Source organism: Streptomyces sp. NPDC008139 (genome assembly GCF_042957025.1).
GTDB lineage: Bacteria > Actinomycetota > Actinomycetes > Streptomycetales > Streptomycetaceae > Actinacidiphila.
In genome coordinates this window covers 1-23,080 of the sequence record NZ_JBIBHM010000013.1, presented here as the reverse complement: position 1 = coordinate 23,080, position 23,080 = coordinate 1, and the positions used below count along the sequence as shown (strand labels likewise).

Annotated in this window: 26 protein-coding genes and 1 pseudogene; 8 read left to right on the top strand and 19 right to left on the bottom strand. The window is 73.1% G+C overall.

Annotated elements, in window-relative coordinates; translation table 11 throughout:
- Positions 1 to 40: 40 nt before the first annotated feature.
- From ACFZBB_RS26315 to xylA, 8 genes and pseudogenes are all read right to left on the bottom strand, one after another.
- Complete coding sequence (locus tag ACFZBB_RS26315) at positions 41 to 379, bottom strand: STAS domain-containing protein (protein ID WP_391127051.1); 339 nt, start codon at positions 377 to 379, stop codon at positions 41 to 43.
- A 103-nt stretch (positions 380 to 482) separates the two neighbouring features.
- A complete protein-coding gene (locus tag ACFZBB_RS26310) occupies positions 483 to 809 on the bottom strand; it encodes an Asp23/Gls24 family envelope stress response protein (RefSeq protein WP_391127049.1) in 327 nt (108 codons plus the stop codon).
- A 4-nt stretch (positions 810 to 813) separates the two neighbouring features.
- Positions 814 to 1,452 carry an Asp23/Gls24 family envelope stress response protein gene (locus ACFZBB_RS26305; RefSeq protein ID WP_391127046.1) on the bottom strand — a complete coding sequence of 213 codons (639 nt, stop codon included), beginning with the start codon at positions 1,450 to 1,452 and terminating at the stop codon, positions 814 to 816.
- Positions 1,443 to 2,015 (bottom strand): sigma-70 family RNA polymerase sigma factor, encoded by a 573-nt coding sequence (locus tag ACFZBB_RS26300; RefSeq protein WP_391127503.1) that lies wholly within the window; start codon positions 2,013 to 2,015, stop codon positions 1,443 to 1,445. The genes ACFZBB_RS26305 and ACFZBB_RS26300 overlap by 10 nt, the downstream gene beginning before the upstream one ends.
- Positions 2,016 to 2,226: 211 nt before the next feature.
- Positions 2,227 to 2,733: an Asp23/Gls24 family envelope stress response protein gene (locus ACFZBB_RS26295; RefSeq protein WP_391127044.1), complete on the bottom strand. Its 507-nt coding sequence runs from the start codon at positions 2,731 to 2,733 to the stop codon at positions 2,227 to 2,229.
- Positions 2,734 to 2,993: 260 nt separating this feature from the next.
- Positions 2,994 to 3,389: a VOC family protein gene (locus tag ACFZBB_RS26290; protein WP_391127042.1), complete on the bottom strand. Its 396-nt coding sequence runs from the start codon at positions 3,387 to 3,389 to the stop codon at positions 2,994 to 2,996.
- 275 nt (positions 3,390 to 3,664) lie between these two features.
- A pseudogene (locus ACFZBB_RS26285) lies at positions 3,665 to 3,760 on the bottom strand (ABC transporter ATP-binding protein); the annotation flags it as partial.
- 160 nt (positions 3,761 to 3,920) lie between these two features.
- On the bottom strand, positions 3,921 to 5,111 hold the full coding sequence (gene xylA, locus ACFZBB_RS26280) for a xylose isomerase (protein WP_391127039.1): 1,191 nt from the start codon (positions 5,109 to 5,111) through the stop codon (positions 3,921 to 3,923).
- A gap of 91 nt (positions 5,112 to 5,202) precedes the next feature.
- Here xylA and xylB point away from each other — a divergent pair, with 91 nt between their 5' ends.
- Positions 5,203 to 6,624 carry a xylulokinase gene (xylB, locus tag ACFZBB_RS26275; RefSeq protein WP_391127036.1) on the top strand — a complete coding sequence of 474 codons (1,422 nt, stop codon included), beginning with the start codon at positions 5,203 to 5,205 and terminating at the stop codon, positions 6,622 to 6,624.
- A gap of 285 nt (positions 6,625 to 6,909) precedes the next feature.
- The gene (locus tag ACFZBB_RS26270) at positions 6,910 to 8,040 is read left to right on the top strand and encodes an ROK family transcriptional regulator (RefSeq protein ID WP_355349892.1); all 1,131 of its coding nucleotides are present in this window, start codon (positions 6,910 to 6,912) and stop codon (positions 8,038 to 8,040) included.
- Positions 8,041 to 8,045: 5 nt separating this feature from the next.
- Here ACFZBB_RS26270 and ACFZBB_RS26265 read toward each other — a convergent pair whose 3' ends face one another.
- Positions 8,046 to 9,383 (bottom strand): Ig-like domain-containing protein, encoded by a 1,338-nt coding sequence (locus ACFZBB_RS26265; RefSeq protein ID WP_391127033.1) that lies wholly within the window; start codon positions 9,381 to 9,383, stop codon positions 8,046 to 8,048.
- A 250-nt stretch (positions 9,384 to 9,633) separates the two neighbouring features.
- Positions 9,634 to 9,984, bottom strand: a complete 351-nt coding sequence (locus ACFZBB_RS26260) for a hypothetical protein (protein ID WP_391127030.1) — start codon at positions 9,982 to 9,984, stop codon at positions 9,634 to 9,636.
- 101 nt (positions 9,985 to 10,085) lie between these two features.
- Between ACFZBB_RS26260 and ACFZBB_RS26255 the strand changes: the two genes are divergently transcribed.
- Positions 10,086 to 10,391 carry a hypothetical protein gene (locus ACFZBB_RS26255; RefSeq protein ID WP_391127027.1) on the top strand — a complete coding sequence of 102 codons (306 nt, stop codon included), beginning with the start codon at positions 10,086 to 10,088 and terminating at the stop codon, positions 10,389 to 10,391.
- Between the two features lie 37 nt (positions 10,392 to 10,428).
- On the opposite strand, the gene hutH is transcribed toward ACFZBB_RS26255, so the two are convergent.
- The 8 genes from hutH to ACFZBB_RS26215 form a co-directional block, all read right to left on the bottom strand.
- Entirely contained in the window at positions 10,429 to 12,012 is a 1,584-nt protein-coding gene (gene hutH, locus ACFZBB_RS26250; RefSeq protein ID WP_391127025.1) for a histidine ammonia-lyase, read from the bottom strand.
- A gap of 108 nt (positions 12,013 to 12,120) precedes the next feature.
- Entirely contained in the window at positions 12,121 to 13,272 is a 1,152-nt protein-coding gene (locus ACFZBB_RS26245; RefSeq protein ID WP_391127022.1) for a diguanylate cyclase domain-containing protein, read from the bottom strand.
- A 112-nt stretch (positions 13,273 to 13,384) separates the two neighbouring features.
- Positions 13,385 to 14,197 (bottom strand): enoyl-CoA hydratase-related protein, encoded by an 813-nt coding sequence (locus ACFZBB_RS26240; RefSeq protein WP_391127019.1) that lies wholly within the window; start codon positions 14,195 to 14,197, stop codon positions 13,385 to 13,387.
- Positions 14,198 to 14,330: 133 nt separating this feature from the next.
- Complete coding sequence (locus ACFZBB_RS26235; protein ID WP_391127016.1) at positions 14,331 to 15,029, bottom strand: hypothetical protein; 699 nt, start codon at positions 15,027 to 15,029, stop codon at positions 14,331 to 14,333.
- The gene (locus tag ACFZBB_RS26230; RefSeq protein ID WP_391127014.1) at positions 15,029 to 15,952 is read right to left on the bottom strand and encodes an ATP-binding cassette domain-containing protein; all 924 of its coding nucleotides are present in this window, start codon (positions 15,950 to 15,952) and stop codon (positions 15,029 to 15,031) included. The genes ACFZBB_RS26235 and ACFZBB_RS26230 overlap by 1 nt, the downstream gene beginning before the upstream one ends.
- Complete coding sequence (locus ACFZBB_RS26225; protein WP_391127012.1) at positions 15,949 to 16,452, bottom strand: GntR family transcriptional regulator; 504 nt, start codon at positions 16,450 to 16,452, stop codon at positions 15,949 to 15,951. The genes ACFZBB_RS26230 and ACFZBB_RS26225 overlap by 4 nt, the downstream gene beginning before the upstream one ends.
- A 183-nt stretch (positions 16,453 to 16,635) precedes the next feature.
- Positions 16,636 to 17,688 (bottom strand): adenylate/guanylate cyclase domain-containing protein, encoded by a 1,053-nt coding sequence (locus tag ACFZBB_RS26220; RefSeq protein WP_391127500.1) that lies wholly within the window; start codon positions 17,686 to 17,688, stop codon positions 16,636 to 16,638.
- A gap of 396 nt (positions 17,689 to 18,084) precedes the next feature.
- Entirely contained in the window at positions 18,085 to 18,981 is an 897-nt protein-coding gene (locus ACFZBB_RS26215) for a biotin--[acetyl-CoA-carboxylase] ligase (protein ID WP_391127009.1), read from the bottom strand.
- 133 nt (positions 18,982 to 19,114) lie between these two features.
- On the opposite strand from ACFZBB_RS26215, the gene ACFZBB_RS26210 reads away from it, so the two are divergent.
- The 4 genes from ACFZBB_RS26210 to ACFZBB_RS26195 all read left to right on the top strand — a co-directional run bounded on the left by ACFZBB_RS26210 (position 19,115) and on the right by ACFZBB_RS26195 (position 21,994).
- The gene (locus ACFZBB_RS26210; protein WP_391127006.1) at positions 19,115 to 20,704 is read left to right on the top strand and encodes a carboxyl transferase domain-containing protein; all 1,590 of its coding nucleotides are present in this window, start codon (positions 19,115 to 19,117) and stop codon (positions 20,702 to 20,704) included.
- A gap of 79 nt (positions 20,705 to 20,783) precedes the next feature.
- Positions 20,784 to 20,990, top strand: a complete 207-nt coding sequence (locus tag ACFZBB_RS26205) for an acyl-CoA carboxylase subunit epsilon (protein ID WP_355349856.1) — start codon at positions 20,784 to 20,786, stop codon at positions 20,988 to 20,990.
- Positions 20,991 to 21,090: 100 nt separating this feature from the next.
- Positions 21,091 to 21,222: a morphogenic membrane protein MmpB gene (mmpB, locus tag ACFZBB_RS26200; RefSeq protein WP_262928358.1), complete on the top strand. Its 132-nt coding sequence runs from the start codon at positions 21,091 to 21,093 to the stop codon at positions 21,220 to 21,222.
- Between the two features lie 166 nt (positions 21,223 to 21,388).
- Positions 21,389 to 21,994 (top strand): nucleoside triphosphate pyrophosphatase, encoded by a 606-nt coding sequence (locus ACFZBB_RS26195; RefSeq protein WP_355349852.1) that lies wholly within the window; start codon positions 21,389 to 21,391, stop codon positions 21,992 to 21,994.
- 81 nt (positions 21,995 to 22,075) lie between these two features.
- Here the strand turns inward: ACFZBB_RS26195 and ACFZBB_RS26190 are convergent, their stop codons facing one another.
- Positions 22,076 to 22,540: a hypothetical protein gene (locus ACFZBB_RS26190; RefSeq protein WP_355349849.1), complete on the bottom strand. Its 465-nt coding sequence runs from the start codon at positions 22,538 to 22,540 to the stop codon at positions 22,076 to 22,078.
- A 456-nt stretch (positions 22,541 to 22,996) separates the two neighbouring features.
- Between ACFZBB_RS26190 and ACFZBB_RS26185 the strand changes: the two genes are divergently transcribed.
- Positions 22,997 to 23,080, top strand: an 84-nt coding sequence (locus ACFZBB_RS26185; protein WP_355335748.1) for a biotin carboxylase N-terminal domain-containing protein, incomplete at its 3' end; no start/stop codon positions are given.

Here is a 23,080-nt window from a genome sequence, read left to right as displayed (position 1 = left end):
ACCGCCCGCCGTTGCCGGAATTCGGGGCGCCGCCGGAGGGTCAGGCGGTTGTGGTGGGGGAGGTCGGGGAGGTGGGGAGGCGGTAGTCGGACAGGGAGAGCATGCGGCGGTGCTGGGGGCGCAGGCCCGTGATGTGGAGCGGGAGCGCGAAGGCGGTGCAGCGGGCGTGCAGGCTGCTCAGGAAGCGCAGCGCCGTCGTGTCCATGAAGGGGACGGCGTCGAAATCGAGGTGGACCCCCCGCAGGCCGGGGCGCAGCGCCAGTTGGGCCCGGGTCAGGGCCGCGTGGGCTTCGAGGTCGATGTCACCGCACGGCCGGAGGGTGAGTGTCCCGTCGTCGCCCAGCGCGGTCGGACAGGTGAAGGGAGCCGTGGCGTCCATGGCGGTCTGTGTCCTCTCTCGAATCTCGAAGGGTCTGCACCCTTGGACACCGTCGGCGGACGGACATCACGCGCGGGGACGTACCCGGTGGGAACGGGCGGTCTCAGACGATCGCGGTGACCGTCACCGACACCGTGACCGGCGTGGTCAGCGTCTGCGGATACGTCGCGTAGACCGCCTCGACGACCGCCTCCCGCACGTGCTGGGCGACCCGGGCCGCCTGGTAGCCGGTGCGTACGGCCAGCGAGACGGTGACCGCGCACTGCGCGGGGTCGGTCCGCCACCGCACGGTGACACCGGGGGCGGTACGGGAGCGCAGGCGGTCGGTCAGGCGCGGGCTGAGGTAGGCGACGCCGGGGACGTCGACCGCGGCGGCGCCCGCCGCGGTCGCGGTCTCGCGCTCTTCCGGTGTGCGGGTCAGCGGGTTCATCGGGTCAGCCCTCCCCAGAGGTCGCGTCGTCGTTGAGCAGCCGGTCGGTCGCAGGGGCGTCGCCCGGAAGCGCCGCCGCCCCGTCGTCCAGGACGTCCACCACCGACACGTCCACCGCGGCGACGTCCAGGCCGATCACGGCGTGCGCCGCGTTCATGACGCGTTCGCGGACCGCCGCGGCGGCCTCGGGGACGGTACGGCTGAGGCCGACTGCCACCTCCAGGCGGACCCGCAGCGGCACGCGCGGCAGCGGCAGGCCGGGCAGCACGTAGCGCGCGGGCTCGCGGGCCGCGGTGATCCGGCAGCTCCCGGCCACGACACCGGGAACCGCGTCCGCGGCCTGCCGGAAGAGCCGGGCGGCGGCGGTCTCGGTGATCCAGTCGTCGGCCGCGGGGTCGCCGAGCGGTACGAGGCGGCCGGGCCGCAGTTCGGTCCGCACCAGGTCCATCACGCGGGCGGCCAGATCGGGCGCGGGCAGGTCGCGTGCCGCCAGCGCCTGGTGCACCGCCTGGTCGAGCTGGGCCAGTTCGGCGAGCGAGTCCCGGCAGTGCGGGCAGTCCTCATGGCCGGGGGCGGGCGCGCCGCCCTCCCACAGATCGGCCAACGAGGCGTCGCAGGGCAGGAGTTCGTCGTCTAGCGCCATGTGTCCATCGCCTCCGTCAGATAGCGGCGGGCGCGGAAGATCCGTCCCCGGACGGCCGGTCCGCCGATCCCCACGGCGGCGGCGATCTCGTCGTACGACAGGCCGTGGAATTCGCGCAGCACCCAGCACGCGCGCTGCTCGGGGGTGAGCCCGGCCAGCGCGCGGTGCAGCGCCTCGGCCGACGCGGCGGACTCCGCGGCGCGGACGGGCGAGGACTGGTACTCGGGCGCGGCGGGTTCGACGATCGAGTCCAGCGGCTGGGTGGGGCGGCGGCCCCTGAGGACGTTGAGGCAGCGGTTGGTCACGATGCGGTACATCCACGTGCCGAAGGCCGCGTTCCTGCGGAACTCCGGCAGCCGTCGCCACGCGCTGACATACGCGTCCTGCACCGCGTCCTCCGCCTCGGCGTCGTTGCCGAGCAACCGGCGTGCCAGGCGCAGCAGTTCGCCGCTGTGCCGCCGTACCAGGATCTCGAACGCCTCGTCGTCGCCCTCGCTCGCGCGGGCGACCAGCAGGTCTTCCTCCCGCCCGGACGCCGGGGACTCCGGCTCGGGCGGGGGCACATGCGACGGCGCCCCGTCGGACGCCTCACCGGACACGGCACCGCGCCGGGTCCTCGGCGGCGAGCAGAGGCACGTACAAGCAGGTCAACGTCGTCCGTCCAACAGGGGATCGCGGTCCACGGGGGTGTGCCGTACGGCACCGGGTTCGTGCGAGCGGCAGCGGCGTGCGGGGGCGCCGGGGTGGGACAGCCCCGGCGCCCCCGGAGAACGGCTACTGCACTCGTCCCTCGGCGGGGGTGTCGTCGTCCTCGTCGGGCAGGTGCACGTCGACGATCGAGACGTTGACTTCGACGACCTCGAGGCCGGTCATGCGCTCGACGGCGGAGATCACGTTCTCCCGTACGTCGGCGGACACATCGGTGATGGCGACGCCGTACTCGACCACCAGCTCCAGGTCCACGGCCGTCTGCCGCTCGCCGACCTCGACCCTGACGCCGCGGGTCACGTTGGGGCGGCCACCGGGGACGCGGTCGCGGATGGCGCCCATGCTGCGGGCGAGGCTGCCGCCGAAGTCGTGGACGCCGAGCACCTCGCGCGCCGCCATGCCCGCGATCTTCTCCACGACGGAATTGGCGATGGACGTACGGCCGCGCTCGGCGGGCACGCGGAAGGCGCCGTCGGCCCGCTTGTCCAGGCCCTGCCCCTTGCTGCCGTCGTCGTCGCGGTCCGTGCTGGTGCGCTGGGGCGAAACCGGCGCTTCGGCCTTCGTCGTGGTCATACCGGGTCTCCTGGTGTTCGCAAGTACACCGGCCGGGTCGCGCGGATCCACTGGCGCGGATCGCACGACGGTGGATCGTACGAATACGCCGACCCTACGGTGCGTGTGGCGGCCTCATGGGCCCTGACATTCTTAAGACACCGCTGATCCGAAGACCTCACGCGCGAATCCGGGACCTTCTCGGGGAGATTCCCGCGCGGGTCGGCGGGAGCGGGACGGGGCCGGGTTCCGAGGCTCCGCGGCCCCGGTCCCGGCGGGGCTCAGACGTCGGTGCGCACCCAGAGGCAGAAGGGGTGACCGGCCGGGTCGAGAAAGATCCGCGTGTCGTCCTCCGGCTGGTACGCGGCCAGGACGGCGCCGCAGGCCAGGGCGGTGGCGGTGCCCGCCGAGAGGTCGGTGACCTCGAAGTCGAGATGCAGCATCATCTGCTGCGCGGCGGGGGCGGAGGGCCAGGTCGGCGGGGTGTAGAGGGGCTCGGTCTGGAAGGACAGGCCCGTGCCGCCGCCGGGCGGGTTGAGCTTGACCCAGTCGGGCTCCCGCGCGGTGACCTCCCAGCCGAGCAGCCGCCGGTAGAAGTCGGCGAGCGCCGTCGCGTCGGGCGCGTCGAGGACGACGGCGGTGAAGGTCGTACGCAGTGGTGCGGTCGGCTCTGACATCGGTCTCCCCTGGTCGCGGCGGGTCGGGCGGCACGGTCCCCGGGCGGGACGGCCCGGCTCCTGGGCGTGCGGCCCGTCTCCGGTCCAGCGTGTCACCGGGCACCGACAACGCGGCGCCGCCTCTCCGCCGCCGGACGGATCGACCGGCGGAGGGGAGGCGGCGGGGGCCTTTCGTAGGGCTTTCGCAGGTGCTTCGCAGGTCTTCGCAGGTACTCGCAGGGTTTCGGCGGTCTTTCGCGGGGGCCCGGACGCGTGGGGCCCGCCGCGCTCCCGGCTCAGGCGGCCGTGCGCTCGCGCAGCGTCAGCGTCCCCTTTCCGATCGTCGCCAGCCGCGGCGCCCTCTTGGCGATGCCCGAGTCGTGGGTGACGAGGGTGCCGCGATGAGCCGGGGCTAAAGCCCGGGTCAGGGGTTCCTTGAATAGCTCTCCCACGGGCCCTGCACAGGCCCGTGACAGTTCGCTCGGGAAGTCTGACGCGGGGTGCGACCCGCACCCCGCGGGATTCACCGCGGGGCGGGCCGCCTGCCGGCGGTCAGCGGACACCCAGCAGGTGGTCCATGGCGAGCTGGTCGAGCGCTTCGAAGGCCATGCCCCGCTCGGCAGCCGCCTTGACGTCGAAGTCCTCGTACGCGCCGCGGTCGGCGAGCAGTCCGGCCAGCCGTCCGCCCAGCGTGTCCTCCGCGCCGAGCGTCGGCAGGGCCAGCTCGTCCAGGCGCGAGGCCCGCAGCGCGGCCTGCACCTCGGGGTCGGCACGGAAGGCGGCGGCGCGCTCCTTGAGGATCAGGTAGTTGCGCATGCAGCCCGCGGCCGACGCCCACACCCCGTCGTAGTCCTCGGTACGCGGCGGCTTGAAGTCGAAGTGCCGCGGCCCCTGGTATCCGGCGGTCTCCAGCAGGTCGACCAGCCAGAAGGCGGAGCGCAGGTCGCCCGCGCCGAAGCGGAGGTCCTGGTCGTACTTGATGCCGGTCTGGCCGTTGAGGTCGATGTGGAAGAGCTTGCCGTGCCACAGCGCCTGGGCGATGCCGTGCGGGAAGTTGAGCCCGGCCATCTGCTCGTGGCCGACCTCGGGGTTGACGCCGACGATGTCGGGGCGCTCCAGCGAGTTGATGAAGGCCAGCGCGTGGCCGACGGTCGGCAGCAGGATGTCGCCGCGCGGCTCGTTCGGCTTCGGCTCGACCGCGAACCGCAGGTTGTAGCCCTGCTCGGTGACGTACTCGCCGAGCAGGTCGAACGCCTCCTTCATCCGGTCGAGCGCCAGCCGTACGTCCTTGGCGCCGCCGGACTCCGCGCCCTCCCGGCCGCCCCACGCCACATACGTCTCCGCGCCCAGTTCGGCGGCGAGGTCGATGTTGCGGAGGGTCTTGCGGAGGGCGAAGCGGCGGACGTCGCGGTCGTTGGCGGTGAAGGCGCCGTCCTTGAAGACGGGGTGCGTGAAGAGGTTCGTGGTCAGCATCGGGGTGGTCATCCCGGTGGTGTCCAGCGCCTGCCGGAACCGCTTGACCAGCGCGTCGCGCTCCGCGTCTGTCGAGCCGAACGGGATCAGGTCGTCGTCGTGGAAGGTGACGCCGTACGCGCCCAGCTCGGAGAGCCGGTTGACGGACTCGACCGGGTCCAGCGGGGCGCGGGTGGCGTCGCCGAACGGGTCGCGGCCCTGCCAGCCGACGGTCCACAGGCCGAAGGTGAACTTGTGCTCGGGGGCCGGGGTAAGACTCTCGGAAGTCATTGCGACTGGCTCCTATTCGTCAGACTGTTAAACAAATTAGTATGCGAGGCCAGCGATGGGAAGTGGCGCTCGCGAAGGGATCGGGAATCGCATGGGGTCGAAAGCAGGGACGGGACGGGTCGTGCTCGGGGTGGACAGCTCCACGCAGTCCACGAAAGTGCTGGCCGTCGACGTGGACAGCGGCGCCGTGCTGGCCGGGGGGCAGGCGCCGCACACGGTCAGCTCGGGGGCCGGACGCGAGACCGACCCCGAGGTGTGGTGGACGGCGCTGCGCGACGCGATCGGGCAGACCGGGGAGTACGCGGCGCGCGCCGAGGCGATATCGGTCGGCGGCCAGCAGCACGGGCTGGTCGTCCTCGACGCCGCCGGGCGCCCGCTGCGGCCCGCGCTGCTCTGGAACGACGTACGGTCCGCGCCGCAGGCCGCCGCGCTCGTCGAACGGCACGGCGCGCAGTGGTGGGCCGAACGCTTCGGCTCCGTCCCCGCGGCCAGCTTCACCGCCGCCAAGTGGGCATGGCTCACCGAGCACGAGCCCGAGGTCGCGGCAGCCGCCGCGGCCGTACGCCTCCCCCACGACTTCCTCACCGAGCGGCTCGGCGGCGCGGCCGTCACCGACCGCGGCGACGTCTCCGGCACCGGCTGGTGGGCCTCGGGCACCGAGACCTACGACGACGGGCTGCTCGCCGAGATCGGGCTCGACCCCGCGCTGCTCCCGACCGTCCTCGGGCCCGGCGAGGAGGCGGGCACCGTCTCCGCCGGCCTGCCCCTGCGGCCCGGCACCCTCGTCGCCTCCGGCACCGGCGACAACGCCGCCGCCGCGCTGGGCCTCGGCCTCGAACCCGGACGCGCCGTCCTCAGCCTCGGTACCTCCGGTACGGTCTACGCCGTTTCGCGGCGGCGGCCCACCGACGCGTCCGGGACCGTGGCGGGGTTCGCCGCCGCCGACGGGGGCTGGCTGCCGCTGGCCTGCACCCTCAACTGCACGCTGGCCGTCGACAAGGTGGCCGCGCTCCTGCGGCTCGACCGGGAGGAGGTGGAGCCCGGCGGCTCCGTCGCCTTCCTCCCCTTCCTCGACGGTGAGCGCACTCCCAACCTGCCGTACGCCTCGGGGCTGCTGACCGGCCTGCGCCACGACACGTCCGCCGGACAGGTGCTCCAGGCCGCCTACGACGGGGCCGTCTTCGCGCTTCTCGCCGCCCTCGACCAGGTGCTCGCCGTGGACTCCGCCCCCTCCGACCAGCCCCTTCTCCTCATCGGCGGGGGCGCCCGCGGCGCGGCCTGGCTCGACACCGTCCGCCGCCTTTCGGGGCGGGCCGTTCAGGTGCCGCGTGCCGCGGAGCTGGTCGCACTGGGCGCCGCCGCGCAGGCCGCGGCTCTCCTCACCAAGGAGTCTCCCTCCGCCATCGCGCTCCGCTGGGGTACCGCGGCCGGGGCTCTCCACCCGCCCCTTCCCCGCGATGACGCTGCCCTCGCCCGCCTCTCCTCCGCCCTCCCCCTGGCGGCCGGCCACTGAACCCGCCCCCTCTCCGGGGCGGCACCCGTTTTTTCCCGCCCTCCCCCTACCTTCGGCGGGGGGACCCCCATGCCGTGCGGGTGCTTTCTTCGTCTGCGGGTGCCGCCTGTGCCCGGTCGGTCCCGGCCCGGGGCACCTCCTCGGGCGAGGAACCTGCGGCCACCTGCGCCTGGGCGGGCGGGCAGAGAACACGGCCGCGGCCCAGCCGCACATACTTGGGGGGATGGGATGGAGGACGGCGTGGGTAAGGGAATGGGCGCGCAAGCAGGCCTGAGGCGCCGCAACATGGCACTGGTCATGCGGGCCCTCGCCGCAGGCGAAAACGTCACGCGCGCCGCCGTCGCGGCAGAGGTCGGCCTGACGAGGGCGACCGTCTCGACGCTGGTGGACGAACTGCTGGCGGCCGGCCTGGTGGAAGAGCGCGGCGCGCAGCGCCCCGGCACCGTCGGCCGCCCCGGCACCGCCCTGGCCCTGAGCGAACGCGGCCCCGCCGGCCTCGGCGCCGAGGTCGGCGTCGACCACCTGGCCGCCTGCGTGGTGGACCTGCGCGGCACCGTCCGCTGCCACGCCGAGGCGAAGGCGGCGAACCGTGGCCGCCCGGCCGCCGAAGTGCTGGCGGAACTGGCCGAGTTGACGGCGAAGGTGACCAGGGAGGCGGCCGGGAGCGGCCTGCGTCCGGTCGCCACGACAGTGGCGGTCCCCGGCCTGGTCGGAAAGGACCGCGGCACGGTCCTGCGCGCCCCGAACCTGGGCTGGGAGGACGTGGCCGTCGCGGCCCCCCTCGGCGAGGGCACGGTCGTGGAGAACGAGGCGAATCTCGGCGCGCTCGCCGAACTGTGGCTCGGCGGCCACGAGAGGCTCGCGGACTTCGTGCACGTCTCCGCGGAGATCGGCATCGGCGCCGCCCTCGTCGTGGAGGGCCGCCTGTTCCGCGGCGCCCGCGGCTTCGCGGGCGAGCTGGGCCACGTACCGGTGCACCCGGACGGCCCCTTGTGCTCGTGCGGCGCGCACGGCTGCCTGGAGACGTACGCGGGCGAGGAGGCGCTGCTGCGGGCGGCGGGAGTGGGCGCGGGCGGCGGCCCGGCACTGCGGGCGGCGGCGGCCGACGGCGACCCGGCGGCGCTGAAGGCGCTGGAGGAGGCGGGCGCGGCGCTCGGCATCGCGCTGAGCGGCGCGGTGAACCTGCTGGACCCGCAGGCGGTGGTGGTCGGCGGCCCGCTGGCCGAACTGGCGCCGTGGCTGCTGCCGGGCGTCCGGCGGGAGCTGGCGGCCCGCGTCACCGACCGGCAGTGGCGCCCTGAGGACGTGGTCACGTCCAGGCTGGGCCGCGACGGGGTGCTGCGCGGCGCGGCGTACAGCTCCGTACGCACGGTGCTGGAGGACCCGGCGAGCTGGGCCCTCCAGCAGGAGGCGTGAAAGCCTTACGCCTGCGGAGCCGTCCACGCCGCCCAGGACAGGTTCCAGCCGTTGAGCCCGTTGTCCGGCTGGATCGTCTTGTCGGCGGAGTCCTTGACGATGACGATGTCACCGACCATGGAGTTGTTGTAGAACCAGGCGCCCGGGGTGTTGGGGTCCTTGCCGCCCTTGGTGTCGCTCAGACCCACGCAGCCGTGGCTGGTGTTGATGGCGCCGAAGATCGACTTGCTGCCCCAGTAGTTGCCGTGGATGAAGGTCCCGGAGTTGCTGAGCCGCATGGCGTGCGGGACGTCGGGGATGTCGTACTCGCCCTTGCCGTCGTTCTCGGTGAAGCCGACCGTCGCGCCGTTCATCCGCGTGGTCTGGTACTTCTCGGAGATGACCATCTGGCCGTTGTACGTGCTGTGGTCCGGGGCGCCCGCGGAGATCGGGATGGTCTTGAGGACCTTGCCGTCGCGGACGACGGTCATCTGGTGGGTCGCGGCGTCGACGGTGGAGACCTGGGAGCGGCCGACGGTGAAGTTCACCGTCTTGTTCTGGACGCCGTAGATGCCCGCGCCGCCCTTGACGCCGTCGAGCGTGAGCTTGAGGGAGACGTGCGAGCCCGCCTGCCAGTACTGCTGGGGGCGGAAGTCGAGCCGGGTGGAGCTGAACCAGTGGCCCTCGACCCGCTGGCCGCTGCTGGAGGTCACCGAGACCGCGGCCTCGACGGCGGCGCGGTTGGTGATCGCCTTGTCGAAGTTGATCGAGACCGGCATGCCGACGCCGACGGTGGAGCCGTCCTCCGGCGTGAAGTAGCCGATGAAGCTGCTGGCGGCGGAGACGGTCGAGAAGGTGCCGTTCGCCACGGCCGTACGGCCCTGGGAGTCGGTGGCGGCGGCCGATATCGCGTACTGCGTGCCGCGGGCCAGCGCGACGTCCGGGGTCCAGCTCGTGCGGTCGGCGGATATGGTGCCCGCGATCTTGTTGCCGGTGGCCTTGGACGTCATGGTGACCGAGGTCAGGGTGCCGCCCGCCACCGTGACCTTGGCGTCGTTATGGATGCTCGCGCCGGTGCTGCCGTCCTTGGGCGTGATGGTGATCTTCGCGTCGGACGCCTGCTTCGCCGCCGCGGCGTCCTCCTTGGACTGGGCGGCGGCCGACGGGGACTGGCCGCCCGACGGGGACGAGCTGGCAGAGCTGGTCGGTTTGTCGCCGCCCGCGGCCTTGTCGCCGCCTCCGCCGCCGCCGCACGCCGTGAGCGTGACGGCACCGCCGATCAGCACCGCGGCGGCCGCGAGTGTGCGGCGGCGGGTGAACGGCGAGCGCTTGGCGGGGGCAGGTGCGTTGTCGGGCGGCGTCACGCGTGTCTCCAATGGGCTGGGGTCGCTCGCGGGTGATTGACGAGCTTCGTCCAGCTGCCATGAAAACAGGCCGACACCGGTATCCGTGCCCCGAGTGCCGGAATTGTGGGGTAACGCACGCGGGCCGCGTCCGGCCGCACGGGACGGGAGGCGGTGCGTTCGCGCAGCTGGGAGGGGTTGTCCGGGCCCCGCCTCCGGGCCGGTCGACGCGGAGCGTCCGGCTCCGCTTCCGGCGCCGCCGGCCCCCCGCCTAGTCCTCGGCGTCCCCGTCCGCGTCCTCCTCATCGAGGTCCCACTCGTCGGAGTCCGGGTCGTACTCGGTGTGCGCGCACGACCACGACGCCTGGACGAGGTCGACGCCCGGCACGGCCGAGAGCAGGTCGGCCGGGTCGACGAGGTACGCCAGCGCCTCCGACTCGTCCTTGCCGACGGCGTCGCGGGCGTGCAGCCGTTCCTGCGGCGGCATGAACTCGTCGGCGCCGATGTGGTCCAGGGCCGCGCCGCGCAGCTCGTCGGGCCCGGAGACCTCCAGGACGAGTTCCACCTGGAGTCGTACGTACCGCGGGCCGCTCTCACCGCGGGGAATCTCAGTAGTGCTCATGCCACGGAGCGTAAGCGCCTTCGCTGCGGCTTCCCACGAGCCACACCAAGTCACTACCATCTGCCCCTACGGTCAATTCGCCGCACCAGCTGGGGGATCCGTTGACCTCGCCCCGTCCCTATGTCGCCGCAGCAGCCGCCGCCGCGCTCGCGGCGCTGTTCTTCGTCCCGTCCGCGAGCGCGAGTCCCGACGACGCCGCGACCTCCGCGCACACGAAGACCGCGGCCCACACCAGTACGACAAGCACGGCCAGTACGGCCACCACGCGCTCCGCCGCGGAGCAGATCGGCCTCGCCGACACCGGCAGCATCGACACCAAGCCGTACCTCATCGGCGGTGCCGCATTCCTGGTGGCGGGCGCGGGGCTGATCGTCAACGCCGGCCGCCGCACCCGCCAGAGCTTCTGACGGGGTCGCTCACACGGTCGCCGTTCCGCTCACGGAATCACGCGAGCGGGCCGGTGACCGACTCCGCCGCGCGCGCCAGCTCTCCGGCCCGTACGAAGCGGTAGGCCGCCTCCAGGTCCGGTGACAGGAAGCGGTCGGGACCCGCGCCCAGCACGCCCGCGGCGCGTACCGCCGCCAGGACCGCGGCCGAAGCTGGCGCCGGGCGCTGCTCGCCCGTCATGGTCCTGATCTCCAGCGCGCGGGTGGCCGCGTACATCTCGACGGCGATGATCCGGGTGAGATTGTCGACGGCCGTACGGAGCTTGCGCGCCGCCGACCAGCCCATGGAGACGTGGTCCTCCTGCATCGCGGAGGACGGGATCGAGTCCACCGACGCGGGCACCGCGAGCCGCTTCATGTCGCTGACCAGCGCGGCCTGCGTGTACTGGGCGATCATCAGACCGGAGTCGAGGCCGGGGTCGTCGGCCAGGAACGGCGGCAGGCCGTGCGAGCGGTTCTTGTCCAGCAGCCGGTCGGTGCGGCGCTCCGCGATGGAGCCGAGGTCGGCGGCGGCGATGGCGAGGAAGTCCAGGACGTACGCGACCGGCGCGCCGTGGAAGTTGCCGTTGGATTCGACCCGGCCTCCCCCAGAGCCTTCGGCCTGGGAGGTATCCCCGACAAGAACCACCGGATTGTCGACGGCGGCGGCCAGTTCGCGCTCGGCGACCAGGCGGGCGTGCGCGAGGGTGTCGCGGCCCGCGCCCGCGACCTGCGGGGCGCAGCGGACGGAGTACGCGTCCTGCACGCGGGGCGCGTCGTCCTGGTGGTGGCCGGTGAGCCCGGAACCCTCCAGCACCCGGCGCATGTTCTCGGCGCTGGCCGCCTGACCGGGGTGCGGGCGGATCGCGTGCAGCTCGGGGGCGAGGACCTTATCGGTGCCGAGCAGGGCCTCCAGGGTCAGCGCGGCGGTGATGTCGGCCGCGGTGAAGAGCCGGGCCAGGTCGGCGCAGGCCATCACCAGCATGCCGAGCATGCCGTCGGTGCCGTTGATGAGGGCCAGGCCCTCCTTCTCCCGCAGGACGACCGGCTCGATGCCGTGCTCCGCGAGGAGTTCCGCGGCGGGGCGCACCGTGCCGTCCGGGCCCTCCGCCTCGCCCTCGCCCATCAGCACCTGCGCGCAGTGCGCCAGCGGGGCGAGGTCGCCCGAGCAGCCGAGCGAGCCGTATTCGTGGACGACGGGCGTGATCCCGGCGTTCAGCAGCGCCGCCATCGTCTGCGCGACCACCGGGCGCACCCCGGTACGGCCGGACGCCAGCGTCTTCAGCCGCAGGAACATCAGCCCGCGGACCACCTCGCGCTCCACCGCCGGGCCCATCCCCGCCGCGTGCGACCGTACGAGGCTGCGCTGCAACTGGGCCCGCAGCTCCGGGCTGATGTGCCGGACCGCCAGGGCCCCGAAGCCCGTCGACACCCCGTAGACCGGCTCGGGCTTCGCCGCCAGCGCCTCGATCACCTCACGCGCCCTGGCGATCCCCGCCACCGCTTCCGGCGCCAGCTCCACCCGCGCGCCGTCGCGCGCCACGGCGAGTACGTCGTCGGCGGGGGCGCCGTGCGCACCGATGACCACGTTATGCATATTCATATTCACGCACCCTAAGCACTGAAAGCCGCCCTGTCACTCCCCCCTGCGACCAGCACTCTCCGGCCCCGCCCCGCGAGTCCCGGCCGGACGGGACGTCGCGGACACGCCCTAAGGACGGTTGCCTCGGATGCGGCGGCGCTCGCCCTCGCGGGCCGGCGGCGAGTCGGCGAGCCGGACGACGGGGTCCTCGGGCCCGGCGCGCCCCGCGACGACGGGGTGCGCAGCGCGCAGCGCCTTGGCCTGGTACTGCGCCGCGTCGGCCAGCCGGAACAGCCGCCGCGCCGAGCGCACGGGCCCGATCGGATCGCCGGTGGACGCCACGCCGCAGGCCACGCCCTCGCCGACTTCGAGCTGTGCGGCCCGCCCGCACAGCTCGTCGGCCGCCGCGACCACCTCGTCCGGCCCCTGCCCGACGGCCACGACGCAGAATTCGTCACCGCCGAGGCGGGCGGCCAGGCTGCCGGGGAGCATGGCGCCGCACAGCGAGAGCAGCGAGCCGAATCGTTCCAGCAGCCGGTCGCCGACGGCGTGCCCGAGGCGGTCGTTGACCTTCTTCAGACCGTTGAGGTCGCACACCACGAGGCTGACCACGGCCCCGTCCGCCCGGTGCCGTTCCAGCGCCTCGTCGAGACGTACGTCCACGGCCCGGCGGTTGCCGAGCCCGGTCAGCGGGTCGGTGAAGGCCAGCCGCTGCACCTCGGCGAGCCGTTCGGTCTGGGCGATCCCGGACGCGATGACGGCGGCCAGCACCGTCGCGAAGTCGGCGTCCCCGCGGTCGAAGCCGGACACCCCGGCGCGCCTGGCCACGTACAGCTCGCCCCACGCCCTGCCGTGCAGCACGATCGGCGCGACCACGCAGGAGCCGCGTCCGCGCCGCCGCAGCGCCGCGGCCCGGCCCCAACTGCTGCCGCCGGGCGACGCGCCGGTTCCTTCGGCGGTCTCGACCCAGGCGTGCGGCTCGCCACCGCGCGCCCACTCACCGTGCAGGAACTCCACGATCTCCGGGAAGTCGTGCACCGAGTACGACTCGTCGTCCGGCTCCGGCTTCTCACCGGGCGCCAGCTCCCCGTCGTTGACCAGGACCCGCAGCCGCCCGGTCTCCCGCTCCCACGTCGAGATCGCCGCGAAGGACGCGTCCATCGCGAGCCGCGCCCGCCGCGCCCCGGCCCGTACCGCGGCCAGCGGCGTCTGTTCGGTCGCCAGTGCCTGTGCCAGCTCGACGACCGCTCGAAGCCGGAGATCGGCCGTCCCGTCCACCATCTGTCCAGGCTAGGGAGGTTTGCCCGGTTTGGAGCGCTGGCTGCGCCGAACGGAGCCCGTTCGGCGCTGCGCCCGCCCGTCGGCGACTACGCACAGTGGCCGCGCACGGCGATCACGCGCCGGGCCACCGCGGGGGCCGCTTGTCGTTGAAGGCGGCCACGCCTTCCGCGCGGTCGGCGGAGAAGGCGGTGGCGCGCCAGGCGGCGTCCTCGATCTCCAGCCCGGCGCGCAGGTCGAGGCCCTGGCCCAGGCGCAGCGCGCGCTTGGCCGAGCGCAGGCCGACCGGCGAATTCGCGGCGATCCGGTCGGCCAGCGCCAGCGCCTCGGCGCGGGCGTCGTTCCCGGCCGCGAGCTGGTCCACCAGGCCGAGAGCGAGCGCCTCGGCGGCCGGTACGCGGCGGGCGGTGAAGACCAGTTCCGCCGCGCGGGCGGCGCCGACCCTGCGGGGCAGCAGTTGGGTACCGCCGCCGCCCGGGATGACGCCGACCGAGACCTCGGGCAGGCCGACGACGGCCGTCTCGTCGGCCACGATCACGTCACAGGCGAGCGCCAGCTCGAAGCCGCCGCCGAGCGCGTAGCCGTGCACCGCCGCGACGGCGGGCATCGGCAGCTCCAGGACCCCGGTGTACGCGGCCCTGGTGTGCGGGCGCTGACGTACGAGGTCGGCGTCCGTGAACGCGTTGCGCTCCTTGAGGTCGGCGCCCACGCAGAACGCCTTGTCGTGGGTGGACGTCAGGACCGTGACGCTGACGCCGGAGTCGGCCGCCAGCGCCGCGCAGGCGTCGCCGATCGCGACGGCCATCCGCGTGGAGACGGCATTCATCGCCTTCGGCCGGTCGAGCACCAATTCCGCGACGCGGTCGCCGTGCCTGCGGACCGCCACCCACTCCCCGAACCGCCGTTCCGCCGTCCCCTGCGCTTCCATTCGCCCGCCCTCCGGTTAACGACCGTGAACCCCCATCCTGCCATCCCCCTCCCCGCGGGGGACGGCACGGTCGCACAGGTCCGGACGGCGCTCGCACCGCACAGGTCCGGACGGCGCTCGCCTTACGTCGGATTCATACGGTCATACGGTGGACGGTCGCGAATCCCCCGGCCAGCAGCACGGCGACGACGGCCGCGAGGACCCCGGTGACCCCCAGGGCGGTGAGCCCGGCGAAGAAGTGGCCTATGCCCTTCCAGCCGTGCGCCCATGTGGCGATCAGCGCCACCAGGGCCAGCACCCCGAGCTGCGCCCCGCCGAAGGCCGTGGCGCCGGGCAACCCGGCGCGGCGGAAGACCAGGCCGTACCACATCCCGTAGACGAACAGCAGGAAGAAGGCAACGGCGGCGGTGAGCCACGAGACGTACCAGGCGCCGTCCAGCAGGAACGGGACGCGGAAGTAGGCCATGCGCATGCCCCAGCCGCCGGTCGCGCGTTCGAGGACCTGGCCGACAGCGACGACCAGCCCGAAGGTCACGGCGAGGGCCCCGGCCAGCGCGGTGACGCCGCGCAGGTAGGTGCGTCTGCTGACGCCGAGGGTGAGGGCGAACGGCAGCGCGCGGGCGACGGTCTGGAGGCCCACGGCGAACATCACGAGGAAGGCCGCGGCCAGGCCGCCGACCCAGCGGTGGTCGGCGTGGGCCGCCGGGGTGAGCCGCAGGATCACCACGTCCAGGACGAAGCCGAAGGCGGCCCACTCCCAGGGCAGGACGAGGTAGGTGAAGCGGTCCAGCAGCAGATATCGGACGACGGAGAGGACCGGGGTGGGACGCATCAGGATGCCCTCGCAGTCGTGAGGCCGGACGGGGCGTGGGGTCCGGCGTCGGGCGCGCCGTGACGCTCGGCCGCGTGGACCGCGAGCTGCTGGAGGGTGCACTCCTCCAGGCGCAGGCGCAGGTGTGCGGCCAGTTCGCGGTCGCGGTCGTCCAGGCGGCCGACCATCACCGCCCTGGTCTGCGCGCCCATCGTGCGGCGGCTCAGCGTCGCACGGGCGGCGATGAAGCGGTCCACGGCGGTGACCGGGCCGGTGACGGTCGTGGCGGTGCCGCGCAGTTCCTCGGTCGGCGCGTCGAGGACCAGCCGGCCGCGATCCAGGACCAGGACGCGGTCGAGGAGTTCGGCGGCCTCGTCGATGAGGTGGGTCGAGAGCATGATGCACCGGGGGTGAGCGGCGTAGTCGGCGAGGAGTTGGTCGTAGAAGAGCGAGCGGGCGACCGCGTCGAGACCCGCGTACGGCTCGTCGAACAGCGTGAGTTCGGCGCGGGCGGCCAGCCCGACGATGATGCCGAGGGCGGTCCGCATGCCGCGCGAGAGCTTCTTGATCGGCCGGGTCGGCGGCAGCTCGTACGCGTCCAGCAGCGTGCCCGCCAGCTCCTTGTCCCAGTTCGGGTAGAGCAGTGAGGCCGCCGCGACGGCGTGCCGCACCTTCAGGTCGGGGTACGTCTGGTCCTCGCGGACGAGGATCATCCGGCGCAGCACCGCGTCGTTCTCCCACGGCCGGGCGCCGAAGGCGTGCACGGTCCCGGAGGTGGCGATCTCCTGGCCCGCCAGGATGCGCAGCAGCGTCGTCTTCCCCGCGCCGTTGCGGCCCACCAGTCCGGCGATGCACGGCGTGTCCAGCTCGAAGCTGACGTCGGTGAGCGCCTGGTGGTCGCGGAAGCCGCGTCCGACGCCGGTCAGCGAGACGACCGGGCTCATACGTCGCCCCCGCCCGTCGCCGCCGTGGTCGTGGTGGCGGTCGTGGTACCAGGCAAGGCGGTCGTGGCGGCCGGTGTTCCGGCGGACGGCGTGGAGTGCGGCGCGGAGGCGCCCGCCGCCTGCGACGTCACCGCGACCGAGGCCAGCTCGTCGCGCACCAGGCCGAGCAGTTCGTCCTGCCCGATCCCGAGCCGCGCCGCCTCGACCGCCAGCGGCCGGACGTACCGGTCCGCGAAGCGCCGCCGCCTGCCCCGCACCAGCCGGTCCCGCGCGCCCTGTGCGACGAACATGCCGACGCCGCGCCGCTTCTCCACCAGATCCTCGTCCGACAGGACGGTGAGCGCGCGGGCCGCGGTGGCCGGGTTGACCCGGTAGAAGACCGCGAGCTCGTTGCTCGACGCGACGCGTTCGCCCTCGCCCACCGTCCCGTCGGCGATCTGGTTCGCCAGCTCGGCCGCGATCTGGGCGAAGATCGGCCCGCCCTCTTCCAGGAGTGACATCCTGCCTCCGTTGCTCTGGTGGTTCCCTACTGTACTAAGGAACCAATGGGGCGGGCAAGGGGGCACGCCAAATGAGGCGGAGGGATGTCGGGTGACCCGGCGGAAGCGGGTTACGGCGTCAGGGACGCGGCGCGCGGGCAGGCCGCGGCGCGCGCCCGTGGCGCGGGCGGGGCGGAGCGGACCTCAGTCCCGGCGGGAGAGCAGCCAGGGCTCGACGATGCCGAGGCCACGCACGGGGCGGCGCCACATCGGCTGGAGGGCGAAGCGGTACTTCTCCGCCTCGGTGGCGTCCACGTCCGCCTCGGACAGCGGCGCGTCACCGGCCTCGCCCAGCGCCTCGGCGAAGTCGCCGTCGACGAGGACGGCGTCGCGCGGCGCTATCGAGGTGAGCCGGGAGGCGAGGTTCACGGTGGTGCCGAAGACGTCGCCCATGCGGGTGGTGACGGTGCCGAAGGCCATGCCGACGCGCAGGGCGGGCATGCTGTCGTCGCCGGTCATGGTCTCGATGAGGCGTATGCCGATCTCGGCGGCGGTGCCGGGGTCGTCGGCGACGAAGAGGACTTCGTCGCCGAGGGTCTTGATCAGCCGTCCGCCGTACGCGGCGACCTGGTCGGCGGCCGTGGTCTCGAACGCCTCGACCAGCTCGCCCAGTTCCTCCTCCTCCAGGCGCCGGGTGAGCCGGGTGAAGCCGACGAGGTCGGCGAAGCCGACGGCCAGCCGCCGGTCGACGGCCTCCTCGTCGTCGGACTGCACGACCCGGCTGGTGGCGGCGGCGACCTGGCGGCGCCAGACGTAGATGAGGAACTCCTCCAGTTCCGGCAGGAGGAGTTCGACCAGCGGGTACGCGACTTCCGCGCGGGTCATCCCCGGCTCGGGCGGCTCGGTGAGACCTTCGAGGAAGGAGTCGGTCTGCCAGTCGGCGAGCCGGGCCGTGGTCTGGCCGGTGGAGCGGGCGACCTGGATGGCCATCGACTCGCTGAGCAGCCCCGCCTCGACCAGACCGGCCAGCCGCCGCAGGGCGAGGACGTCCGCCTCGGTGAGCGCGCGCGCCTGGCCGATGTCGGCGAAGCCCATGGCCCGCCAGAAGCGGGAGGCCAGGTCCATGGAGACGCCCGCGGTGCGGGCGGCCTGGAAGGGGGTGTAGCGGCGGGGCGCGCCGAGGATGAGCTGTTCCAGGCGCAGCGCCAGCGGGTGCTCCCCCGACTCGCCCGACTCGTCGGGATCGACCAGGTCCACTGGATCGGCCGGGTCAGCCGGATCGGCCGGATCAGCCGGATCTGACGCGTCCGTGCCGTCGACGGAATCGGCCGGATCCGGCGCGTCCACGGGGTCGGGTACGTCCGCGGCGTCCGGTGCGATCGGAGGGTCGGCGGGATCGACGCCGTCCGGCTCCGGGGCGGCACCCGGATCCGAGTCGTGCGGCTCGTCTGGCGGGGTGCCCGCGTTCTCCACGCTCACCGCCCAGCCCTTGAGGAATCCCTGCGCACAGCCCTTCCGATCATCGAGACGACGCAGCCCCTCAACGATACGGCAGGTGTGCCGTGGCTCACTCTCACCAGGGCGCCCGTGAGACACCCGTGACGCGCAACGGAACGGCGCGGAAGCCGGTCTCCGCGACGGCGTCCCGCCGCGTCAGCGCGCGGGCCTGAGGTGGACGACGTCGCCCGCGGCGACCGGCTGCTCGGCGCCGTCCGGGGTGGCGATCACCAGGCGGCCGTCGCCGTCGATCCCGACCGCGGTACCGGCCAGCTCCTTGTCGCCCGGCAGCTCCGCGCGGACCTCCCGGCCCAGGGTGGCGCAGCCCGCCGCGTAGGTCTGCTGGAGCCGGGACGCGGCGGGGTCGCCGTCCTCCGCGCGCCAGGCGCCGTACCAGTCGGCCAGCGAGCGCAGGACCGCCCGCAGCAGCGGGTCGCGGTCGGTGCCCTTGGCCCCGGCCAGGGCGAGGGACGCGGCGGTGGGGACGGGCAGCTCGGCGGCGCGCAGCGACACATTGAGTCCGATGCCGATGACTACGCCGTCGTCACCCGCGCGCTCGGCGAGGATGCCGCCCGTCTTGCGTTCCTCGCCGTCCACGGTGACCAGCAGGTCGTTGGGCCACTTGAGTGCCGTGTCGACGCCCGCGGACCGCGACAGGGCGGTGGCGGTGGCGACCCCGGCGAGCAGCGGCAGCCAGCCCCAGCGGTGCACCGGCACCGGGCCGTGCGCCGGGAGCGGCGTGCCGTCGGGCGCGGTACGGGCGGCCATGGCGCCACCCGGTCGGAGCAGTACCGAGAAGAAGAGCCCGGAGCGCGGCGGCGCCGACCAGCGGCGGTCCAGCCGTCCGCGGCCCGCGGTCTGCTCCTCGGCCACGAGGACCGCCCCCTCGGGGGCGCCCCGCGCGGCGCGGGCGGCCAGGTCGCTGTTGGTGGAGCCGGTGGCGTCCACCACGTCCAGCGCGGTCCACAGCGCGTCGGGGGTGACCACGGCGCGCCGCAGGGCGGCGGCGTTGAGCGGCGGTCGTTCCAGGTCGGACCAGCGGCTGGGCGTCATGTCCTCACCCTATGAGGCGGGTACCGGAGTGTGTCCAACGCCGCACTGCTCGTACCCCAGAGTCGCCACTACGCTACGGAACAGCGTTACCGGCCAGTCAGCAAGTCCCGCCGAGAGCAGGAGAGCCGCCTCCATGTCCGAGCAGGAACACGACATCCACACCACCGCGGGCAAGCTCGCGGACCTGCGCCGCCGTATCGAGGAGGCGACGCACGCGGGCTCCGGGCGCGCGGTGGACAAGCAGCACGCCAAGGGCAAGGGCACGGCCCGCGAGCGGATCGAACTGCTCCTGGACAAGGGGTCGTTCACCGAGCTGGACGAGCTGGCGCGGCACCGCTCGACCAACTTCGGCCTGGAGAGCAACCGGCCGTACGGCGACGGTGTCGTCACCGGCTACGGCACGGTCGAGGGCCGCCCGGTCGCGGTGTTCTCGCAGGACTTCACGGTCTTCGGCGGCGCGCTCGGCGAGGTCTACGGCGAGAAGATCGTCAAGGTGATGGACTTCGCGCTGAAGACCGGCTGCCCGGTGATCGGCATCAACGACTCCGGTGGCGCCCGCATCCAGGAGGGCGTCACCTCGCTCGGCATGTACGGCGAGATCTTCCGCCGCAACACCCACGCCTCCGGGGTGATCCCGCAGATCAGCCTGATCATGGGCCCGTGCGCGGGCGGCGCGGTGTACTCCCCCGCGATCACCGACTTCGTGGTGATGGTCGACCAGACCTCGCACATGTTCATCACGGGTCCCGATGTGATCAAGACCGTGACCGGCGAGGACGTCGGCATGGAGGAGCTGGGCGGCGCCCGTACCCACAACTCGACGTCGGGGAACGCGCATCACCTGGCCGGTGATGAGAAGGACGCCTTCGAGTACGTCAAGGCGCTGCTGTCGTACCTGCCGAGCAACAACCTCCAGGAGGCGCCGTCCTTCGCCGCCGAGACGGATCTGGCGGTCACGGACGAGGACCTCGAACTGGACACGCTGATCCCGGACTCGGCGAATCAGCCGTACGACATGCACAAGGTGATCGAGCACGTCCTGGACGACGGCGAATTCCTGGAGACCCAGGCGCTGTTCGCGCCGAACATCCTCACCGGTCTCGGCCGTATCGAAGGCCGTCCCGTGGGTGTGGTCGCCAACCAGCCGCTCCAATTCGCGGGCTGTCTCGACATCAACGCCTCCGAGAAGGCGGCGCGTTTCGTGCGGACCTGCGACAGCTTCAACATCCCCGTGGTCACTTTCGTCGACGTTCCCGGTTTTCTCCCCGGCACCAGTCAGGAGTGGGACGGCATCATCCGCCGCGGTGCCAAATTGATCTACGCGTACGCCGAGGCCACAGTTCCGCTGATCACGATCATCACTCGAAAGGCGTACGGCGGCGCGTACGACGTGATGGGCTCCAAGCACCTGGGCGCGGACCTGAACCTGGCCTGGCCCACGGCCCAGATCGCGGTGATGGGCGCGCAGGGTGCCGTCAACATCCTGCACCGCCGCACGCTGGCGGAAGCGGCCACCCCCGAGGAGGCGGAGGAGCTGCGGGCGCGGCTCATCGCGGACTACGAGGACACGCTGCTGAATCCGTACATCGCCGCGGAGCGCGGCTACGTGGACGCGGTCATCGCGCCCTCCCAGACCCGCGCGCAGCTCGTGAAGGCGCTGCGGACGCTGCGCAACAAGCGGGAGAGCCTGCCGCCGAAGAAGCACGGCAACATCCCGCTGTAGACGGACCGCGCGGGGCCCGGGGTCGAGGACCCGCGGGACCCGCCGGGCAGGGACCCGCGAGCCGAGGAGGAGAGCGCTCATGGTGATCAAGGTGGAGCGGGGCAGCCCGACCCCCGAGGAACTGGCGGCCGTCGTCGCCCTCGTCCAGGCGCGGGCCGCGGCGGCCGGGAAGAGCGCCGACGGCCCGGCCCCGCTGGACGGCTGGGCCGATCCGGCCCGCAATGTGCCGCGCGGCGTACCGGCGCCGGGACCCGGCGCGTGGCGGGCGTCGGCCTGGCCCGCGTGAGCGGAATGCCGGATCGGCGGCGGATGTCACACCAGTAACAGGGTGATCCTGAGTATCCGTACTCAGGCGCTCCGGTTCGCCGGGGCGCAACCCTGGAGACATGTTGTGGTCGGACCCGCGGGACGAACCGCCGGAGGAGATGCGCAAGGCGCAGGCGATGCTGCGCCGCGCGATGCTGGTGATCGCGCTGGCAGCCGCCGTGGTCATGCTGGTGGCGACCTGGAGGTCGTGAACCCGCGCGTTCCGGCCAGGACCGGCGCGGAGAACGGCCCGCGCTGGCCAGGACCGGCCCGGCGGACGGCACCGGCGCCGGCTCCGGCAGCCGCCCCGGACGCGGCCGTGAACCCGCGTCCTGAACCGGCGTCCCCCGTACGGGTGTCGGTGCCTACGATGGGCCGATGAGCAGCTCCAGAACCCTTGTCCTCGCGTCCGCCTCACCTGCCCGGCTCGGGCTGCTGAAACAGGCGGGCCTCGACCCGCGCGTGATCGTCAGCGGTGTCGACGAGGACGCGATCACGGCCGCCACGCCCGCCGAACTGGCCCGCGTACTGGCCGAGGCGAAGGCCAACGCGGTGGCCGGGAGCGGCGCGCTCGACGGCGGCGAGCTGGTGATCGGCTGCGACTCCGTACTCGAACTCGACGGCCAGGCGCTGGGCAAGCCCGCGGACGCGGCCGAGGCGGTGGCGCGCTGGCAGGCGATGCGCGGGCGCAGCGGGGTGCTGCGGACCGGGCACTGCGTGATCGACACCGCGAGCGGCAAGCAGGTCGCCGAGACCGCGTCCACGACCGTACGGTTCGGGACGCCGGACGACGACGAGGTCGCCGCGTATGTGGCGAGCGGTGAACCGCTGTACGTGGCGGGCGCGTTCACCCTCGACGGCCGCTCCGCGCCCTTCGTGGAGGGCATCGAAGGCGACGCGGGCAATGTGATCGGCCTGTCCCTGCCGCTGCTGCGGCGGCTGCTGGCCGAGCTGGGGGTACGGATCACCGATCTGTGGGTCTGAGCCGCCGTCAGCGGGCGCGGGAGGCGGGGCCGGTTCCGGGGGCCGGGTCCGGGGTCGGGTCCGGGGTCGGGTCCGGGTCGCTCAGGCCGTGGCGGGCGGCGGGAGTTCGCCGCCGTTGCCGTTCGCGGTCCCGCTCTCGGCGGCCTCCCGCGGCCGGTCCTCGGGCGCGTACATCAGCAGCGTGGCGACGAGGCCGCCCAGTATCACCATCATCAGCACGAACGCGTACCAGCCGATCAGGCCCACGACCAGCGCGCCGACCACGCCGTGCACCACCGCGCAGACGATGAGCACGATCCTGGCGACCCGGCCGGTCATCTCGTCGCGGCGCACTATCCGCACGACGAGCACCGCGCACAGGATGAGGAAGAGGCCGAACAACGCGCCGCCCACCCACGATCCGATGGCCATGGCGTCGGAGTCGAGACCGGCGAGCGACATGGACTGATGGCGTACGGCGAGGCCGAGTATCCAGTTCACGAAGGCGATGGTGAGGGCTTCGAGAACAAGGACCACGGCGGTGCCGACGGCTATACCTCTGCGCACACTGTCCCCTTCGGCCGTCGTCCGGGGCCCAGTTACCGCTGGTACCCCCGCCTGTCGCAGGCTACTCACCGGTACAACCGGCGGCAAGGGGTCTGGCCACGCCGGTCGTTCCACCCGTACGGGGAGTCCGGCGCGCGCGATCCGGAACGTCACCCCACTCGTTCGGGGACACCGGCGGCCGGTCGGGAAACACCGACGGCAAAGATTCCGCTCGCTATTCGTAGGGTTTCCACAAAAGAACGTCAGGTCTCTTCGCAGACTTACAGGGAGATCTCCCCCACACCGATGAGTGCGGGACATCGGCGCGAGCGGGGCCGTACCGTGGACTGAGCAGGCGTTCACGGGTTCTTCAGGCCCATGGATCACCCTCCGTGTGGGGAAGCTCACGTGCAGGGGTGCCTCGGCACCAAGTGTGGCCAGTACCTAAACTCGGCTTGTTTCAAGGAGGGAGCCATCGTGCGCAAGGTGCTCATCGCGAACCGCGGTGAAATTGCTGTCCGCGTTGCCCGTGCCTGCCGGGATGCGGGGATCGCGAGTGTG

Bases quoted from the DNA above. Each gene is read 5' to 3' on its own strand.
- ACFZBB_RS26315 (WP_391127051.1), bottom strand. From the start codon at position 379: ATGGACGCCACGGCTCCCTTCACCTGTCCGACCGCGCTGGGCGACGAC.
- ACFZBB_RS26310 (WP_391127049.1), bottom strand. From the start codon at position 809: ATGAACCCGCTGACCCGCACACCGGAAGAGCGCGAGACCGCGACCGCG.
- ACFZBB_RS26305 (WP_391127046.1), bottom strand. From the start codon at position 1,452: ATGGCGCTAGACGACGAACTCCTGCCCTGCGACGCCTCGTTGGCCGAT.
- ACFZBB_RS26295 (WP_391127044.1), bottom strand. From the start codon at position 2,733: ATGACCACGACGAAGGCCGAAGCGCCGGTTTCGCCCCAGCGCACCAGC.
- ACFZBB_RS26290 (WP_391127042.1), bottom strand. From the start codon at position 3,389: ATGTCAGAGCCGACCGCACCACTGCGTACGACCTTCACCGCCGTCGTC.
- xylA (WP_391127039.1), bottom strand. From the start codon at position 5,111: ATGACTTCCGAGAGTCTTACCCCGGCCCCCGAGCACAAGTTCACCTTC.
- xylB (WP_391127036.1), top strand. From the start codon at position 5,203: ATGGGGTCGAAAGCAGGGACGGGACGGGTCGTGCTCGGGGTGGACAGC.
- ACFZBB_RS26270 (WP_355349892.1), top strand. From the start codon at position 6,910: ATGGCACTGGTCATGCGGGCCCTCGCCGCAGGCGAAAACGTCACGCGC.
- ACFZBB_RS26260 (WP_391127030.1), bottom strand. From the start codon at position 9,984: ATGAGCACTACTGAGATTCCCCGCGGTGAGAGCGGCCCGCGGTACGTA.
- hutH (WP_391127025.1), bottom strand. From the start codon at position 12,012: ATGAATATGCATAACGTGGTCATCGGTGCGCACGGCGCCCCCGCCGAC.
- ACFZBB_RS26245 (WP_391127022.1), bottom strand. From the start codon at position 13,272: ATGGTGGACGGGACGGCCGATCTCCGGCTTCGAGCGGTCGTCGAGCTG.
- ACFZBB_RS26240 (WP_391127019.1), bottom strand. From the start codon at position 14,197: ATGGAAGCGCAGGGGACGGCGGAACGGCGGTTCGGGGAGTGGGTGGCG.
- ACFZBB_RS26235 (WP_391127016.1), bottom strand. From the start codon at position 15,029: ATGCGTCCCACCCCGGTCCTCTCCGTCGTCCGATATCTGCTGCTGGAC.
- ACFZBB_RS26230 (WP_391127014.1), bottom strand. From the start codon at position 15,952: ATGAGCCCGGTCGTCTCGCTGACCGGCGTCGGACGCGGCTTCCGCGAC.
- ACFZBB_RS26225 (WP_391127012.1), bottom strand. From the start codon at position 16,452: ATGTCACTCCTGGAAGAGGGCGGGCCGATCTTCGCCCAGATCGCGGCC.
- ACFZBB_RS26215 (WP_391127009.1), bottom strand. From the start codon at position 18,981: ATGACGCCCAGCCGCTGGTCCGACCTGGAACGACCGCCGCTCAACGCC.
- ACFZBB_RS26210 (WP_391127006.1), top strand. From the start codon at position 19,115: ATGTCCGAGCAGGAACACGACATCCACACCACCGCGGGCAAGCTCGCG.
- ACFZBB_RS26205 (WP_355349856.1), top strand. From the start codon at position 20,784: ATGGTGATCAAGGTGGAGCGGGGCAGCCCGACCCCCGAGGAACTGGCG.
- mmpB (WP_262928358.1), top strand. From the start codon at position 21,091: ATGTTGTGGTCGGACCCGCGGGACGAACCGCCGGAGGAGATGCGCAAG.
- ACFZBB_RS26195 (WP_355349852.1), top strand. From the start codon at position 21,389: ATGAGCAGCTCCAGAACCCTTGTCCTCGCGTCCGCCTCACCTGCCCGG.